The organism is Gemmatimonadota bacterium (genome assembly GCA_009838645.1).
Lineage (GTDB): Bacteria > JAAXHH01 > JAAXHH01 > JAAXHH01 > JAAXHH01 > JAAXHH01.
Map to the genome: position 1 here is coordinate 86,775 of VXRC01000042.1, position 17,381 is coordinate 104,155.

At 63.9% G+C, this 17,381-nt stretch carries 14 protein-coding genes; 2 read left to right on the forward strand and 12 right to left on the reverse strand.

Annotated elements, in window-relative coordinates; translation table 11 throughout:
• Nucleotides 1-25: 25 nt before the first annotated feature.
• Genes F4Y38_11980 through F4Y38_11995 form a run of 4 tightly spaced genes read right to left on the reverse strand, consistent with a single transcriptional unit; the run spans nt 26 to nt 4,811 of the window.
• Entirely contained in the window at nt 26-2,065 is a 2,040-nt protein-coding gene (locus F4Y38_11980; protein MXY49999.1) for a hypothetical protein, read from the reverse strand.
• A 60-nt stretch (nt 2,066-2,125) separates the two neighbouring features.
• Nucleotides 2,126-3,589, reverse strand: coding sequence for a M81 family metallopeptidase (locus F4Y38_11985; protein ID MXY50000.1), 1,464 nt, complete (start codon nt 3,587-3,589; stop codon nt 2,126-2,128).
• Nucleotides 3,590-3,605: 16 nt separating this feature from the next.
• On the reverse strand, nt 3,606-3,974 hold the full coding sequence (locus tag F4Y38_11990) for a DUF423 domain-containing protein (GenBank protein MXY50001.1): 369 nt from the start codon (nt 3,972-3,974) through the stop codon (nt 3,606-3,608).
• Nucleotides 3,975-4,034: 60 nt separating this feature from the next.
• Complete coding sequence (locus tag F4Y38_11995; GenBank protein MXY50002.1) at nt 4,035-4,811, reverse strand: glucose 1-dehydrogenase; 777 nt, start codon at nt 4,809-4,811, stop codon at nt 4,035-4,037.
• Nucleotides 4,812-4,992: 181 nt separating this feature from the next.
• Between F4Y38_11995 and F4Y38_12000 the strand changes: the two genes are divergently transcribed.
• On the forward strand, nt 4,993-6,252 hold the full coding sequence (locus tag F4Y38_12000) for an enolase (GenBank protein MXY50003.1): 1,260 nt from the start codon (nt 4,993-4,995) through the stop codon (nt 6,250-6,252).
• 54 nt (nt 6,253-6,306) lie between these two features.
• Here the strand turns inward: F4Y38_12000 and F4Y38_12005 are convergent, their stop codons facing one another.
• From F4Y38_12005 to F4Y38_12040, 8 genes are all read right to left on the reverse strand, one after another.
• Nucleotides 6,307-7,590: a hypothetical protein gene (locus tag F4Y38_12005; protein ID MXY50004.1), complete on the reverse strand. Its 1,284-nt coding sequence runs from the start codon at nt 7,588-7,590 to the stop codon at nt 6,307-6,309.
• A gap of 27 nt (nt 7,591-7,617) precedes the next feature.
• A complete protein-coding gene (locus F4Y38_12010) occupies nt 7,618-9,447 on the reverse strand; it encodes a hypothetical protein (GenBank protein ID MXY50005.1) in 1,830 nt (609 codons plus the stop codon).
• Nucleotides 9,448-9,604: 157 nt separating this feature from the next.
• On the reverse strand, nt 9,605-11,044 hold the full coding sequence (locus F4Y38_12015) for an NADH:flavin oxidoreductase (protein MXY50006.1): 1,440 nt from the start codon (nt 11,042-11,044) through the stop codon (nt 9,605-9,607).
• Nucleotides 11,045-11,138: 94 nt separating this feature from the next.
• The gene (locus F4Y38_12020) at nt 11,139-12,278 is read right to left on the reverse strand and encodes a hypothetical protein (GenBank protein MXY50007.1); all 1,140 of its coding nucleotides are present in this window, start codon (nt 12,276-12,278) and stop codon (nt 11,139-11,141) included.
• A 19-nt stretch (nt 12,279-12,297) separates the two neighbouring features.
• Entirely contained in the window at nt 12,298-13,029 is a 732-nt protein-coding gene (locus tag F4Y38_12025; protein MXY50008.1) for a UMP kinase, read from the reverse strand.
• 9 nt (nt 13,030-13,038) lie between these two features.
• Nucleotides 13,039-14,382 carry a nicotinate phosphoribosyltransferase gene (locus tag F4Y38_12030; GenBank protein MXY50009.1) on the reverse strand — a complete coding sequence of 448 codons (1,344 nt, stop codon included), beginning with the start codon at nt 14,380-14,382 and terminating at the stop codon, nt 13,039-13,041.
• 9 nt (nt 14,383-14,391) lie between these two features.
• Nucleotides 14,392-15,639, reverse strand: a complete 1,248-nt coding sequence (locus F4Y38_12035) for a trans-2-enoyl-CoA reductase family protein (protein ID MXY50010.1) — start codon at nt 15,637-15,639, stop codon at nt 14,392-14,394.
• A 29-nt stretch (nt 15,640-15,668) separates the two neighbouring features.
• Entirely contained in the window at nt 15,669-16,514 is an 846-nt protein-coding gene (locus F4Y38_12040) for a histidinol-phosphatase HisJ family protein (protein MXY50011.1), read from the reverse strand.
• A gap of 190 nt (nt 16,515-16,704) precedes the next feature.
• Between F4Y38_12040 and trmB the strand changes: the two genes are divergently transcribed.
• On the forward strand, nt 16,705-17,349 hold the full coding sequence (gene trmB / locus F4Y38_12045; protein MXY50012.1) for a tRNA (guanosine(46)-N7)-methyltransferase TrmB: 645 nt from the start codon (nt 16,705-16,707) through the stop codon (nt 17,347-17,349).
• Nucleotides 17,350-17,381 lie beyond the last annotated feature (32 nt).

Genomic DNA, 17,381 nt, shown 5'->3' on the forward strand with positions numbered 1-17,381 from the left:
TTTCGTGAAAGGATTTGAGCGGCGGCTAGGGCCGGTGATTCGGATTGAGCAGGTGAACGAGTTGCACGGCCTGGAACAGCGCCGCCGGTTCGATCTGGGGCCTGAGGGACCGGCGCCGCGGGAACAGCGTGGTCTCTCCCATCATGGGCGGCGCCACCACGACTTCGACCTGGCCCGGGTTGATGCGGATGTTCCGCCTCGGACACTTGGGCCAGATGGAATGAATGCCCCTGAAGGCCATGGGAATGATGACCACATCGGGCGGAATCTTGCTGAACAGTCCGTGCTGCAAAGGTATGGACTGGATGTCGAAAGCCGCCGTGGTCCCCGCGGCGTAGATGATGCCCGGTCGTTTCTCCAGCAGTCCGGCGAATCGCTGGGTCGCGTTGTTGGTGTCTCCCGCGCGGGGCAGGACCACGTAACCATCGACTTCCTCGAGCAGCCGGTCGAATTCCGCGGCGTTGACGCCGAACAGGGTCGTGCTCCAGGATCCCAGGCGCAACGTCACGTACTCCGTCAGTCCCGACCGGGACAGGATGGTACAGGGACGGGAGTCTTCCCAGCCCAGGGCGTCCAGCAGGACGCGGGACTGAAGCACCTTGTACATGACGGGATGGTCGAAGACGCTCTGGTGGGTCGGAAAGAAGAGGACCTTGTACCGCCCCTCGTGCAGCTTGAGCACACGGGCCAGTTCGCCGACCATCGGATCGACGTGGACCTTGACCGTAATGCCGAAGATCTTCAGGGTCCGGTCGGCCCAGGTGAGACTGTTGTGCCAGGCCGCCTCGAGCTGCTCCCGTTCGCCCAGGTTCTCCTCCTCGATGGCGAGTTTGTTCCTGACGTACCGCCATGAGGCGCCGATCCACCGGGTGAGCTTTGTGGCGCGCTTGACGGGAGAATACCGGGCGTTGCGTCCCACGTGCGGATACTCCAGGAAATGGCCCGCGGCGGCCCGGTCCAGCAGGGGCGGCACCACCATAGGTTCCAGCATGGAGGCGAGTTCGTCCGGGATTTTCGCCCTCTCCTCCTCGTTGTCCTTCAGGTGCTGGTTGATCCGGTAGACGACCAGGTTGCACTTGTCCATCAGGGCATGGGTCAGGTCGATCATGTCCCGGGTCAGGCTCGTATAGTGATGGCCGTACCAGTATCCGGTAGGCTTGAGCTGCGCGGGGTTCTCCTGGTGCGCCTGGAAGAACTCCACCATCATGGCCTGGCCGAGCAGGATATCCTCCTGAATGCCGTCGATCTTGCGCTGGATATACTTGCTGGGGACGTGCCGGCGGCAGAACTCGGCCAACAGTTCGGCGTCGCTGATGATCTTCCATACCGCGCAGCCGAACCACGCGAAGTTGGTATAGGTATTGTAGCGGACGGCGAGCAGTTCGCCGGCGGCCAGGTATTCGAGCGTTTTCTCCGCGGTGTTGTGGAAGATGTCCCGCAGCGAGGAGCGGGTTTCCTTGCCGTCGAGCGTGCAGGGATAGGTAGCCTGCCAGATGGGGTCGTCCTCTGGCACAATGTCCTTGAGCTTCTCCGCGACAGGTTGGGCGTGAGACAGGGGCACGCGGGACAGCCTGGCCCCGGCCAGGGCGGCCTCGCCTTCGTCGGGGGTAAACACGTTGCTCGCCCGGAGCGCCTCGACGTAGACCGTCTGGTACAGTTCGAGGAACTGGGCGGTGGCGTCCGGGTCCTGCTGCAGGAACTGCTCCCTCACGCGGGCGTACAACTGAACCGATTGGTAATAGTCGGGGGCGACCCGCCGGAACTGGTCGTAGGCCTCGCCCATCCGCTGGTCGCGAAGGAGGGGAACCCCTTCGTATATCGCGCCGATCAGCTTCGCGCGGTAGCCCAGTCCCTCCAGTCCTATCGTTCCACCGGGTGTCCGAGACGGCGGCCATTTCAGCAGTTCCGGATCGACGCCTTCGAAATAACCCTCGCTGTTCGCCAGGTCCAGCACACCCTGCGCGGCCTGGTCGTAGACCGTGAGCAGGACGTCCACGTTCCTGATCAGCGTCTGGTGATCGAACCAGATCGAAGCGGTATCGATTTTCTGGGTCGCGGTGTTCATGTCGGGTTCCGTAAGGGGCCAGCCCTTGGTGCGCGCTGTCGGTCCGCCGGTATCGCTGCGCTATCCCTGCGCGCCGTCGAGCGGATAGAGTTTCCTGCCGAGGCGGTGATAGGTGACCACGCCGGCGTCATGGACGCCCGGTTCCGTAACCACGTGGATCGCGCCCGCCCACGGTTCGAATCCGGCCCGGAAGTGGGCCGACGACTTGACGCCGATGTAACGCATTGCCCTGGGGTCCAGGCCGAGCGATTCCGAAAACGCCGTATCGAAGGGTTGTTCGCGCTCGTTCACCAGTATGACGTGTACGCCTTCCTGCCGGATATGGGCTGATGGTCCCATCGTACCCTCCAGGCCGGCGAGCATGGGGCCGTGGTACCGGAACCTACCGTCCGACAGGGCCAGCACCTCCGCCGTCATGGTCACCGGCTCGCCCTGCAACGGCGTGGATTTCCCCCCGACGTCCAGCGTAACCGTGGCGCCCACACCGGCGTCCATGCACCGGTCCACCGCCTCGGGGTCAACCATGTACAGGACGCAGGCGTCTTCAAGTCCGGCGTCGATGAACGTGCGCAGCATGGCGGTGCTGTCTCCCGGCGACCCGCCGCCCGTGTTGTCGTTGCGGTCCGCCAGCACGACGGGAAAAAGGTCCTCCTCATGGACCCGTTCCAGCGTCTCCTTCGTCGACGGCATGTGGTAATGCCAGTCCGCCCGACGGTCGTACAACCAGGCGCCCAGTTCGTCGGCGTAACGCTGGGCCGTCTCCCGGTCGTCGTCCGTCACGATGTACACGGACGCGCCCATGTGGGGTATATCCGCCAGCGGGAAACAGGTGGCGATCGATCCGCAGACGACCCCGGGCCTCGATTCGATTTCATGCAGGTAGTCGATCGCCTCCTTCATGGGCGAATGGGCCGTCACCTGGTTCATGCCCCAGGCCATGGGGATCTGGTGCAGTGCCATGGTGGGCCGCAGTCCCTCCTTGAGGATCCGTACGAGTACGTCGGCGCATTCCCGCCCCCGGGGCGCCATGTCCACCTCCGGGTAGGACTCCCGGCCGATCAGCACGTCGGCCTGCTCGATCATCAGCGGGGTCATGTTGGAGTGGATATCGAGCTGCCCCACGATGGGCAGGTCGCCGACGAGGTCCCGGACGGCGGAGAGGATGTACCCTTCGCCATCGTCGATGCCTTCGGCCACCATGGCGCCGTGCAGTTCGAGCAGCACGCCGTCTATGGGCCCCGCGTTGCGAAAACCCTCCAGCATTTCTTCGACGATCTCTTCGAATAGCACCCGTGGTGTGGGACCGCTCGGATGGGGTTCGGCCACGATCGTGGGGATCAGTTCGAACCCGTGTGCTTCCGCGCCTTCGATGAAGCCGCCCGTGGGCTTGTTCGCGCCCTTGAACGCCTTGAGGATCTCGCCGCCCCGCAGGCCGCCGTACCGTTCCTCGTAATTCCTCCGGGTGGTTTCCACGGTCGTGAACGTGCTCGTTTCGTGGGCGATGATTCCGGTTACGACGCGCATACGACTCCCTGCCGATTCAAGCCCTATATATGCCGTAGACCAGGAGCAGCCAGCCGACGATGAACGCCACGCCGCCCAGCGGAGTCACGGCGCCCAGCCACCGGATGCCCGTGAGACTCAATACGTACAGGCTGCCGGAGAACAGCACCGTGCCCGCGATGAACGACCATCCCGCAGCCGGCGGGATCGCACCCGGCCAGCGCGAGACCGCCCAGGCCGTGAAGAGCAGGCCGAAGGCGTGATACATCTGGTACCGGACGGCGGTCTCGAAGATCTCCAGCATCTCCGGCGAGATCCTATCCTTCAGCCCATGGGCGCCGAAGGCCCCTGCGACCACGCCCAGGAGCGCCGAGATACCGCCGGTTATGGCAAAAAGCTTATCCATCTAGAACCAGGTCCTGTTCGGCCGCCTACCAGATCGGGGCCAGCCAGCTGACCCGTCAGCCTACCAGATCGGGGTCAGCCAGCCGCCGTCCACGGGCAGGGCCGTTCCGGTGATCCACTCGGCGTCGTCCGACGCGAAGAACACGCAGGCCCGGCCGATGTCCTTCGGCAATCCCAGGCGGGGCAGGGGGGTCTTCTCCAGCGCCTCGGCGACCTGGTCTTCGGTCAGGTAGTCCTGGATGGGCGTCTCGATATAGCCCGGGCAGATCGTATTGGCGGTTATGCCGTGCGACGCCAGTTCGACCGCCGTATCCCGCGTGAGGTTGACGACACCGGCCTTGGCAGGCGCGTACGCCGGACCGCCGCCGCCGTGAAAGGCGTGCACGGAAGCGATGTTGATGATCCGTCCGGCGCGAGATGCCTTCAGGTGCGGCACGGCGGCACGCGTAGTCAGGAACAGGGCCCGCAGGTTCACGCCCATGATGCGGTCCCACGTCTCGACCGGGGTCGTCTGGCTGTCGCCGAGGGCAAAAATGCCCGCGTTGTTGACCAGGATGTCCAGGCCGCCAAAGGCTTCCAGCGTCTGGTCGACCAACCGGTTGACGGCCGTTTCGTCCGACACGTCGGCCTGCACGAAGAGGCCTTCGGAACCCATCCCGGTCAAGGCCTCCACGGTCGGCGTCGTCACGTCCTGGTCATGGTACTTGCCCGGCCTCGGACGCTCGACGAGGTCGCACACCACGACGCGGGCCCCTTCCCTGGCCAGTTCGATGGATATACCCCGGCCAATACCGGAACTGCCGCCCGTGACGATAGCGACCCGACCTTCGAGTTTCAAATGGTCCTCTGTCTAACCTGGTAAGCGATCTGGAGCCTTCCTGAATGGAATGTAAACAGATCGAAAAACCGAGGCAAGGCAAGTGTTCATAAATGGATTGCGTTTTTCGAATCCCGCCTTAGTTATATAGATTTCACGCCCGTCCCGACCCTACCGTCCCATACCAACTCAGGAGGAATCCATGAAGATCACGCACGCCGAACGAACGGCCCTGAACGTGCCGTTCTACGCCCCGCACGTCGATCACGCCATGGCCCGGGCGAACACCCATAACGAGCGCGTCTGGGTGTACCGGCTGGAGACCGACAACGGACTGGTCAGCATCACCGACGGCCACGGCGCCTCGGATACCGCCGGCCTGGTCGGCAAGGACCCCTGGACCATCATGTGGGACGACGATATCGGTTTCGGACCGCAGATCGCCGTATTCGACCTGTGCGGGAAGGACGCCGGGGTGCCCGTGCATGCCCTGCTGGGCAACAAGCTGCGGGACCGCTGCCCCCTTTCCTGGTGGGATATCGACATGGCTCCCGAAGACTGGGTCAAGGAGGCGGAGGAGTCCCTGCGGCGTGGCTACACGTCCTTCAAGATGAAGGCGCGGCCCTGGCGCGACATCATCGCCCAGATCGACACGGTGAGCGAGGTCGTTCCGGCCGACTACCGGTTCGACGTGGACTTCAACGGTTTCCTGCTCACCCAGGCGAAAGCGGAACAGATCCTGTCCCAGCTCGACCAGCGGGTGAACGTGGGCATGTACGAGAGTCCCTTCTACCTGCGGAAAGACCTCAAAGGCGCGCAAATGCTCCGGGAACGCATCCAGAAGCCCATCGTGGAACACTTCGGCGACGACGTCTGGCACGCGGAGGTCAGCGACGGGTTCGTGGTCGGCGGCGGCGCCTCGGGGACGATGCGGCAGGGCATCATGGCGGCCGCGTTGAACAAGCCCTTCTGGCTCCAGATGGTGGGTGCCGGACTGACCACGACTTTTGCCGCCCACATCGGCTCGGTGCTGTCCCACGCCCAGCTGCCCTACATCACCTGCCACGAACTCTGGCAGGCCGACCTGCTGACCGAACGGATCAAGGTGGTGGACGGGTACATGGATGTGCCGGACGAGCCCGGTCTCGGCGTGGAGGTCGACGAGAAGGCCATCGAAACCTACGCCGTCGACGACGATGAACCCACGGCGGTGCAGCGCTACCGGAGCAAGAAGCGGATCCTGCGCGTGGTCTGGCCGGGCCATGCCGGCGGGCAGCGCGTCTGGGAATTTACCGACGAGAGCATCTACCAACCCGAGTTCTACAAGGGGAACCTGCCCGGATTCGAATCGGGGGTGCACCTCGAGGTGATCGAAGACGACCACAGTTCCGCCTTCGAAAAGCGGCACGCGGAACTGGCGCGGCGGGAGGCCGCCGTAGCCCGGGCGCCCAAGGGGATCTAGTACAGGACCTGGCCGGGAAGCGCGCGGCCTCAGCCACGGCCGAAGCGCACGGCCTCAGATTCTGTTCTTCCCGGACCGCCTGAATGTCTCCGGAATGACCCGCTGCGCCGCTTCGACGACGCGTTCTTCCACGTCGCCAGCGAAGCGATTGGGCAATCCGAAATACACCGTGGCGTCGCCGCCTTCGTACCCGTCCTCCTTCCAGATCCGCCGGGAGGGTATGTAGCCGGGAAAGTCGTTGGCGTACGCGCCGATCCACAGCCTGGCGGAATCGTACATGCGCCTCAGTCTGAAGGCGTAGTCCGCAACGACCTCCCCCGCCAGGAAGACGATGGCGAGTTCGTCACCGAACGACCAGCCCTGCACCGGATAGTTGAGTGCTTCCGGGACGGTTTCGCCGTTGTCCATCCGGGCGATCCACTTCCGGGCGTGGTAGCCCGAGGCGCCTGTTTCCTTCGCCGCGGCCATCCAGGCCTCGCGCGAAGGCAAGGTGTCGTAGGGCAGCGAGGCGTGGACCAGGCGGCACCGGATCCGTCCCGTCAGGGGGCGTCCGGGGATCCCGAGCAAGCGGTCCACTTCCCATGCGATGTCTCCACCGTGACGCCGGGAAAAGGAAAGGCCCGTGCGGGGAAAGGGATTCGCGTTGGCGGCGCACCCGATGGTGACCAGGGCAACGGCACCCGGGTGGTTCCGCCTGATCCTGTCGGCCGCGAATCCCGCCCAGTCGCCGCACATGAAGTTGTCCGCGGGGCCAAAGGTCGTGCAGTGGCAGGCGTAGCTGACCCATACCGCCCTCAGGTTTCCATCCGGGTCATCTACCCGTATCATGGGCATCACGTGATCCACGGGCCCGATCTGCGCGCGTCGGTTCACCGCGAAACCGGCGTGTCCCTCGCTGTAATTCAACCGGGACGATTTCCGGTCCGACAAGGCACGCAGTCCCACCTCCACGAGCCTTTTCGTCACTTCCCCGGTATAGCGGTCGATATGCCGCTGGTGTGCCGCCGGGATATCCGTGCTGAACAGCATGGGCGCCGCGCCCGACAGCATGGGCGCGTTGTGGGTGTGAGTATAGCACAGGACGATGCGCTCCCTTTCCATCCCCGCCTGCATGCCCAGCTCCCGTGCGACGGACGCCGTCATGGATTCGGTCACGCCGCAGTTCTCCAGGGCCAGCACCAGGACCGGCCGCTCCGCGCCGATGGCCAGGGCGCGGGCGAACAGGGGCGACTTGATCTTCGCCGTTTCTTCCCTGCGCGCGCCGTAACCGCTCAGGCGCACCGGGTAGTCGGGGGTTACGTCGACTTCGGAAACGCCGATCGGAATCAGTTCGCTCATCAGTCCTCCCTGCCTTTTACGTGCCAACTAGTACCATTCCGTCCTGTGGGGGGTACCCGGGAAGAAGACCGCGTCAACCACCAGGGACAAGACGACGCCCAGGAGAAACCCAAGGATCGCTCCGGTGAAAAACGGTTGGGCGGCGCGGTACATGCGCACGCCGCCGATGCGAATCAATACGATCTGCAGGAACCAGGCGAGGAAAATCGGCAGAAAGGCGTTCCTCACCACGCCGCCCACGTCCCCGACGGCCATGCCGACGGGATGCAGGGGCCACCACGTGAAAAATGCCCTGCCGGCGATGACCAGGCCGTTGATCAGTATCCCCGATAGCAGGAACAGCGCTTCGAGGACCCCGATCTGGGCGGCGTTGGTCGCCCAGACGATGGTGCGACCGAAGAAGAACGTACCCAGGCCGCCGGGCTGGGTATAGAGGTTGTTGGCGCCCACCGTATGGGCGGAATGGACCAGGGAGACGATCGAGACCACGGCGCTTACGCCGATCGCCAGGCAAATCCAGCCGAACAACCCGCGGCCGCGCCCTTCCAGCCGGTTCTTCAGCCACGCGATGTGCGAAAACCCGACCAGGGTGAAAGTCCGCCAGTTCCGCGCGAAACCGTTGGCCATGCCCATCACGTTGATGTCCCGCATGGACAGGGAGGCCGTTCCGATCAGGCCGACCGTGAAGTAGTTGGGTTTCACGGTGAGTTCCGCCATGACCAGCCCCGATTCGGCCACCACCCTGGCGAGTACCAGGTAGAAGGTGAACATGACGGCGAGGAAGAGCACGCCCACCGCAATGGAGAGCCCGGCGCTGTACAGCCACAGCACCGCGAACGCCGAACCACCCGCGAGCCCGATGAGCGCCCACCTGTAGGAGAACAGTTCCCGCGCCTCGCCGTCGTCCCGGACGGGCCGCCATGCGGCGCGCCACACCGAAGCCAGGTGGCGCCTTGCGATCCAGACCAGCCATGCCGCAAAGACGATAACGCCGCCCATGTACTGCATGCCGGTCAGTCCCCCCTGCACCACGCTGCCGCTCGTGGAAAACATGCCCATCCGGCTCAGCAGCCCCTGTTCGAGCACCCCGAACAGCTGGAAGAACCAGAGACTGAAGAGGATCTCCGCGGGCGCGAAGAAAGCGAAGCACAGGGCGTAGACGTTCAGGTACAGGGGTATGCCCGGGAAGTAAGGGGAGATTTCCAGGGTGGCCACCGCCCCCGGATGAATGGGCAGCATGGGCAGCGCGCCCGAGTATGCCGCGCAGTTCCAGGCCATGGCGGAGAAGGTGAGGAGCAGCCCCGCCAGAAAAAGCCGGTTGCCGCCGCGTCCGGGACGCGATGAAGCCCGGTCCTCCCCGGATTCCCCGATGAGCCGCAGGGCCGCTTCCGCCAGGGGGAAACGAAGGCGTTCGTACTCCATCCACTGCCTGCGGAAGATCACCACGATGCAGGCGCCGATCAGCAGGAGGGCGGCGAACAGGCAGAGCCACCAGAACACGGGAGTCATCCAGACCGACCACGGGATCCCCTGGCCCGGCTGCAGGCCTTCGTAGAATCGCCGGGCCGATTCGGAATCGCTCAGATAAACCCAGTGGGGCAGGTGGGGAAGGATGAGTTCGTCCCACCGGTTTTCGGGGGAGGCGAAGTAGGCGGGCGCCGCGATGGCGGAAACCATGTAGCGGGTGACCCCCAGGTCGGGCATCATGGACGCCGCCCAGCCCATGGCGAAGACCGTGAACAGCTCGGTCCGGGTTAACGCTATGACCGGGCAGCAGGTCCGGCAGATCAGGTTGGGCAGCAGAACGAGGGCCAGAAAAGGGATCAGGAAGCCGGAGGGCAGGTGGGCGAACAGCATGAAATCGTATCCGCCCCGGTCGGCCAGGTATTGCGTACCGAGCCCGATGAGGGCCGACAGGAGGAGGCCGATGCCGGCCGCCCTCAGCGTTACGGGCTGGCGGTCCGGGCCGTCCGGGCCGTCCGGGTCGACCGGAAGATTCGCAGATTTGCCGTCCCTAGGGTTCAGGCGCTGTATCCAGCATCTCCTTGTAGATGTCCGCGTAGATCTTGTCCCGTGGCACGCATCCGACGGCGAACTGGCCGAGTTCGTTGTGCTTCCCGCGCATCAGGGCGGTGCAGTAACTGACCGTGATACAACTCTTCTTTCGGATCATTTCGCCGTGCTCGGCCACGTCCTTCGCGAAATCGGGATAGGCCAACGCGCCTCTGCCCGATCCCATGACGGTGACCCGGCCGTCGCGAATATTCGCCGCACCCGCGTTGATCATGTACTTCTGCAGCCAGCTGTACCCGGTACCCACGATGTGGAGTTCCGGATGCGCCGCGCAGAGGGCGGCGGCCGCGCGGAAGTGCCGCGCAACACCGAACAGGGGATGTTCGGGGGCATCGTAGCCGTCCACCGGCGATCGCTCGGCCGGACGGCCCACGTGGGGATTGTAGTAGGGACTTCCCATGGTGGCGTTGATCATCCGGATCCCCGCCTCCTTGAGCAGGCCGGCCGCCACGACCGGTTCCGACAGGTCCTCCCGCAGCGGATCGTCCACGTCCACGCCGAATCCGGAGAGGTAGGGTACGGGGTACGGTGCGCGGGGCGTGCCCGTGCCGGTATCCGGGTCGGTGGTGTACGGTATGCCGTCGTATACGTTCATCCGGGTTGCCAACGGCAGTTCGTCCTTCGTTTCTTCGCGAATGCGTCCGATCACGTTCCGGACCAGCCGCGTCCGATTCTCCAGACTCCCGCCGTAGTCGCCTTCCCGTAGCCGCGCGGCCAGGAGTTCGGAGAGGAGGTAGCGATGGCACTGCTTGATGTCTACAAAGTCGAATCCCAGTTTCCAGGCCAGGACCGCGGTATTTACGAGGGCATCTTCCACCCGGCCGAGTTCGGCGTCCGTCAGCACCGGGTAGTCCGTTGTGACCGGTATCTTGCGCTTCTTGTCCACGAGGGTGACCGGATCGGCGGCGGGATCGTGGAAGGCGATCAGCGGTTTCCGGTAACTGTAACGACCCGAGTGGGTCAGTTGCAGCCCGATCACCAGGTCGTCATCGCGGCCATGGACGGCCCGGTGGGCCTCGCGGGTCTGCGCGAGCAGCGCCTCGAAGGACGCGGCGTTGCCATCGTGCAGCCAGAGCTGGCGGGTATTCGCCCGGGCTTCCTCCGTCACGGCCGTGGCTTCGCCCCAGATCAGTTTGGCCCCGCCCTCCCCGAAAAGCCGCCACCTGCGGAATACCAGCTCGTCGGGCGAGCCGTCCAGGTGCCCGTCGCATCCCTCCATGGGGTGCACGGCCATGGAGTTTCCGATCGTGCGGTTCCCAAACCGGATGGGGCGCCAGAGCGGATCGAGGTCCTCGGTCAGCGGAATATCGTCGTGCAAACCGAGGCGGTCGATATCCAGTTGCAGATCCTCGAGCGAACGGTAACGAAAGTGCTTCGGCATGTCGTCATCCTGTTCCGGTTGAAATCCAGGGCGTCACGAGGTGCGCGTGCCGCCGGTGGCCTTTATCATGCGATCATCACGGGACGGCGTACCATCACGGGACGGCGTACCATCGTCGCAGCACCCGTTCCGCTTCCTTGTTCTGAGGACTGAATTCTATCCTGTCCTCAGTTACGCGGCTCGCGTCCGGGTACCACTTCCAGATGAACAGTCCCCGGAACCAGGGCATTCTGCCGACGGTCCGGAACAGGGCTTCGTAAGCGTTGACCTGCTCGACCGGATCGACCTGGTGGACTTCCGGGTTGATTTCCCCACGCCGGTTCCTTCTTCTCGGCGGCCATTCCCAGGGTCGGATAGTCGACCCAGGTGAGTTCTTGTAACCTACTTCCGTGAAAAGTACGGGTTTTCGGTGCGTATCGGCCAGCCGGCCGATGTTCTCGATATGGGGTTCCCACCCGGACATGATTTCGGTGACGCTCGGTCCATGCCGTTCGGTCAGGGGGAAATAGGCGTTGACGCCGATGTAGTCGAGGTGGGGCCACAACTCGACGACGTCGTAGTCCCCGTGCCAGTTCGCCGCGTAGGTGAGCTTCCCATTGTAGACCGTCCTGATTTCCGCGATGAGCGACTTCCAGAATCGTGGACGGGACCGCACCGGATTCGAAAGTTCCGTGGCAATGCAGAGGATGTCCATGCCTTCCGCTTGCGCCAGTTCGGCATAGTGCAGGATGAACGTCCGGTAATCCGCCTCCCACTGGCGCCACTCCGCCTCCGTAGTGAAGTCGATCACGCCGATCCAGCCGTCGTCCACAGGCCGGGTCAGCCAGAGGTGGGGCTTGAGCATCAAATGGAATCCCAGTTCCCTGGCCTTTCTGGCCGTCGTCCGCAGTCCCTGGTCGGTCTCTCCCCAGAATCGTCCGCGCCGGTTCAACCGCACGGACGGCGTAGTGTGGTTCTCCATCCATCCGAAGGGCGTAAGCGCCAGCCATTCGATGCCCAGTTCGCGCGCCTCGGGCAGGGCGTCTTCCGGCATCTCCCAACGGCCGCCCACCCAGGATACGCCCTTGTAGAAGTTCTCCAGCGCGAAGGACGGTTCCTGTGCCGCAGCGCGGTCGCACCACAGGACGGCGCCTACCAACATCAGAAGACTGAGGTGACGGATTGGCGTCATGGCGATGGACTGGGGCGTCATGTCGATGGACCGGGGCGTCATGGCGATGGACTGGAGCGTCATGTCGACGAAATGGTCGCAGTCAGGCGAACTGGTCCGCCCCCCTTGTGATGAGGCTGCCGAGGTCCTCGCCCCGGCAGATTCGTTCCATGGCGCCGGGCGAGGCGAAGTCGAAAACGTGAATCGGCAACCGGTTGTCGCGGGCCAGCAGCACGGCCGTCTGGTCCATGACCTTGAGATCGTGCTGGATGACCGAATCGTAGCTGATGACCTTGTACCTGCGGGCGTCCGGGTTTTCCCGGGGATCGCTCGTATAGATCCCGTCGGTGCCGTTCTTGGCCGAAAGCAGGACTTCGGTCCGAAGTTCCAGGGCGCGCAATACGGACGGATAGTCCGTGGTCACGTACGGATTCCCGGTGCCGGCGGCGAGGAGGACGATGCAGCCGTGCTCCAGGTGCCGGACCGCCCGGAGCCGGATGTAGGGTTCGGCCACGGTATTGATGGGGATGGCCGTCATGACCCGCACGTCGCCCGCCCCGCGTGAAGTCAGTGCGCCCCGGAGCATCATGCTGTTGATCACGGTCGCGATCATGCCGATGTTGTCGGCCTCCGCCCGCTCGATACCCCAATCCTGGCCCAGTTCGCCCTTGAATATGTTGCCACCGCCCGCCACGATACCCACCTCGACCCCCGCGGCATGAAGCTTCATGACCTCGCTGGCAATGTACTCGATGGCGGTAGGATCGAATCCCCAGGGACTTTGACCCGAAAGCGCACCGCCGCTGAGTTTGACCAATACTCGTTTGTAACGCACGGGTCCTCCTTATCGATTGGCAGAAAGTTGGGCGCTGAAACGGACGGGATAGGCCGCCGCGTTTTCCATTCGTTTATAGCGCGCGGGAAGGCTGTCCAATTGCGACGCCCTCCTTCGGTCGGCCGCGGACAGGTCCGGCATCGGTCCGTCAAGGTGGCCGCAGCGCATGACGCGGCTGAGCAGGGGTTCCCACTCCGGGGATCCGGCCGGTTCACCCTCCCGGGTTACCCGGTCCTCCACGAACTCCCCGTGCCCGTCGCGACGCCGCCACACCTGCTTGGCATAGGGCCGGGTCTGCTTCCCCTCGCTCAGCTTGAAAACCGGCCGCGTACCGGAAGGCGTTTCCAGCGCGCACAGCTTGTAAACGCCGCTCAGGGACGGCGCGTCCGGCGAGTTGACCAGTTCGTTGCCGACGCCGAAGAGATCCACGGGTACCCCGGATTCGACCAGCGAAGCGATTCGGAATTCGTTCAGGTCCCCGCTCAGCATGATCCTCGTTTCCGACATTCCGGCCTCGTCCAGGATGGTGCGGACGCGCCTCGCCTGGCCGGCCAGGTCGCCGCTGTCGAGCCGCACCCCCTTTAATGAGGGGCCTATCCTGGTCGCCAGCCTGGCGGCCTCGACGGGGTCAAAGGTGTCCAGCAACAGCGTGGTGCTCCCGGGAAAAACGCGATGATAGGCGCGGAAGGCCTCCAACTCGCTTTCGAACGTCATGATCCAGGAGTGGGCGGCGGTCCCGTAGACGGTGATGCCGAACTGCCGTCCCGCCTCCACGTTGGACGTCCCGATGCACCCTCCGATAGCGGCGGCCCGGGCCGCCATCAGTCCCGCCTCCGGCCCGTGGGCCCGGCGGCTGCCAAATTCCACCACGCCCCTGCCCGTCGCGGCTTCGACGATACGCGCCGCCTTCGTGGCCACCAGGGTCTGGTGGTTTACCGTGGCCAGCAGGAAAGTCTCGACGATCTGGGCTTCGATAATCGGCGCCGTAATCCGAATCAGCGGCTCGCCGGCGAAAACCACGGTCCCTTCGGGTACGGCCCAGAGATCTCCCGTAAACCGGAACGAAGACAGGAAATCGAAAAACGCGTCCGGAATACTTTGAAACGGCGGCAACGTCTTCAAATGGTCGATGTCGTCCGCGGAAAACCTGAGTGCCGACAGATAATCAACGGCCTGCCGCAACCCGGCCGCGACGAGCCAGGACCGTCGTGCCGGCAGGTTCCTGACGAACAACTCGAAGGTGGCTCTTTCCCGGCGTTCGTTCACGAAATAGCCGGCCGCCATCGTGAGTTCGTACAGATCGGTTGCCAGCGAAGGCGACCAGTGAATCGGGCAGGAACCTTTCTGGCCCATGCAGATCCGCTATATCTCCGCTTCCAGCTCGACCGGTTCGTCGTACGCCACGCCGTCCACTTCGAAACCGAACAGCTGCCGGAAACCCCGCTTGTAGGCATCGTAGTCGGTCAGGGCGCGGAAGTTGTCCGTCGTAATCGTCGGCCACACCGAATCGATTTCCCCCTGGACCGGCCCGCCCAGTTCCAGGTCATCGAGGCGGATCCGGTCCTCCCCGTCGAGCGCCGGCGTCCTGCCCGGGCCGATATGGTCGTTGAACAACCGGACCATCTGGTGGATCGGATCCTCGTGCAGACTTCGTTCCCGCATAATACGGTACAGCAGGCTGATGTATAGGGGAACGACCGGGATCGCGGCCGAAGCCTGGGTGATCACGGCCTTGTTCACCGACACCATGGCCCTGCCCCCGACGGCTGACTGTAACTGGCCGTCGATCGCTTTCGTGATCTGTTCCAGGTGTTCCTTCGCACGGCCGATGGTGCCGCTCCGGTAGATGGGCCAGGTCAGGGCCGGTCCGATGTACGAGAACGTAACGATCCGGGCGCCGTCCGCCAGCAACCCGGCGTCGAGCAGCGCCTCGCTCCACCGGCCCAGGTCGTCGCCGCCCATGACGCCCACCGTCCCTCGGATGCCTTCGTCCGACGCCGGATCCACGGTGACCTCGTTGATGACCTCGCGGTTCAGATCGACGGTCTTTCCCACGTAGGTCTCTCCGATGGGACTGAGCACGGACTGGTAAGTCTCGCCCGTGTCCGGATCCGTGCGTTTCGGGGAGGCCAGGCTGTAGACGACCAGGTCCACCTGACCCAGCCGGGACGCGACCAGTTCCACGGTCTTCCGCTTGATCTCGTGGGAGTAGGCGTCCCCGTTGACATTGGCCGAGACCAGTCCGCTTTCTGTCGCGTACCGGTGGTAAGCCGCGGTGTTATAGAATCCCGGCGTGCCGCATCGGGTACCGCTGCTTTCGCGTTCGAAAAAAACACCTACCGTGCCGGCGTCGTACATCGCGCCCGCCGCGATGCGCGCCGCCAGGCCGTATCCCGTCGAAGCGCCGATCACCAGTACACGAAGCGGTCCGGCGCCGTTCTTTTGGTCCGCCTGGCCGGCCTGAACGGCCTGGTCCGCCTGGCCGGCCTGAACGGACCGGGCGGACCGGGCGACCTGGATCTGGTCGTTGACGTTCGAAGCGCAACCGGCGGGATGCGCCGTGGTACAGATAAAGCCTCGGATGCGTGGCTCGACGACGACCGTGGCCATAGGTTCTTTTCCCTTCCCGTTTTAAATGCCTATTCAATGGGTACCGGCGTCGCGCGCCGGCCGTCAAAGGACATGGCTTCCCTGTACCCGCAGGATGCCGCGTGCGTCCTGACCCGGTCGAAATCACGGCCGATGTCTTCCAGGACGTGGGCGTCTGAAGCCGTCGTGATGGAGATCCCGCGACGGGCGCAGGCCTCCAGCAGGGGGCGCTCCGGGTAGATCCTGCCCACGGGTTTGCGAAAACCGGCCGAGCTGATCTCCACGCAGAGGCCCTCCTGACCGCTCACCTGCTCGGCAAAGGCTTCGTACAGATCCGAGATGTCGCCGTCGGGCATATGTCCCATCACCTTGATCAGATCCGGATGGGACATGGAATTGAAACATCCGGTCTGTACGGCCTGTCCCAGCAGGCGGAAGTAGTCCCGGTAGGCCTGGTCCACCGATCTCCGGTCCCACTCGTCCGCGAAAAGGGGCATGTCGAATCCCCAGTCGCCGATCCAGTGCACCGAACCCAGCACGAAATCCCAGGGATACCCCTCGACGATCCGTTCGATGACCAGTTCCTTGCCTTCGATGTAATCCATCTCGATGCCGGTCTTGATGGGCAACCCCTCCCGGCGCGCGGACTGGAGCAGGTCCACGTAATCGTCCATATCATAGAAGCACTTGTCCACGGCCCAGGGCTTGTCCACGATTTCCCGTGCCTGGACGAAGTGGTACACGTGCTCGGTGATGGCGATTTCCCGCACGCCGTGTTCGGCTGCCGAGGCGGCAAAAAGGCGCATGGTCTCCATCGGATCCGTGCCGTCCGGGCGGGTGTCCTCCGTCCTGCCGAAGGGATAGTAATTCTCCACGTGCATGTGGTAGTCGAGCATGGTTCAGCCTCGTGCCGCAGGAGGAATCAGCCGCGGGGATGCCAGCCGTCAGTGCTGGTAATGATAACCAGTGACCGGTCTAAAATCAAACCAATTCTGGGCGGTCCGTATCGCTTGACAGGGCACCGCCGGATTCCTAATTTGCCCGGTGGAACGTCCAGGTGGCCACCCCTGTACCCAGCGCCTTTCCATGGAAAAAACAACCCTTTCCCCAGCACCACGTCGGACGGCGGACGTGACCCGGGACGTGGAATTCCGCATACGCGAGAACGAGGACCAGGTCCAGTGGGACCGGTTTTTCGAAAACAGCGGTCCGGTGGAAGTCGAAATCGGGTGCGGCAAGGGACGCTTCATCATCAATTCGGCCATGGCCTATCCGCATATCAATTACATCGGCATAGAACGGGCCCTGCGCTATTTCCGCATCATGAAGGAACGGGTGGTCCGGCGGGAACTGGCCAATGTCCGCCTGCTGCGGGACGACGCCGTGTATTTCGTAGAGCGGTTCATACCCGACGAGGCGGTCTCGGCCTATCATATCTACTTCCCCGATCCCTGGCCGAAGAAACGGCACAGGAAACGCCGCCTGTTCAATCCACGGTTTCTGGAAGAGATCGTGCGCACACTGGCGGCGGGGGGCACCCTCGATTTCGCCACGGACTATGTCGAATACTACGAGGAGATCCAGGCCCTGCTCGAAGGGTCGGACCGACTGGACGCGCTAGAGGAAATCCCTGAAAGGGTAAGGGAACTGGGCCGCGACCTGACCAATTTCGAGACGAAGTATACCGCGGAGGGCCGGGCGATTCACCGCGGGGCGTACGTGAAATCCTGACGTACGTGAAACCCTGAATAGAAAGGAATCCG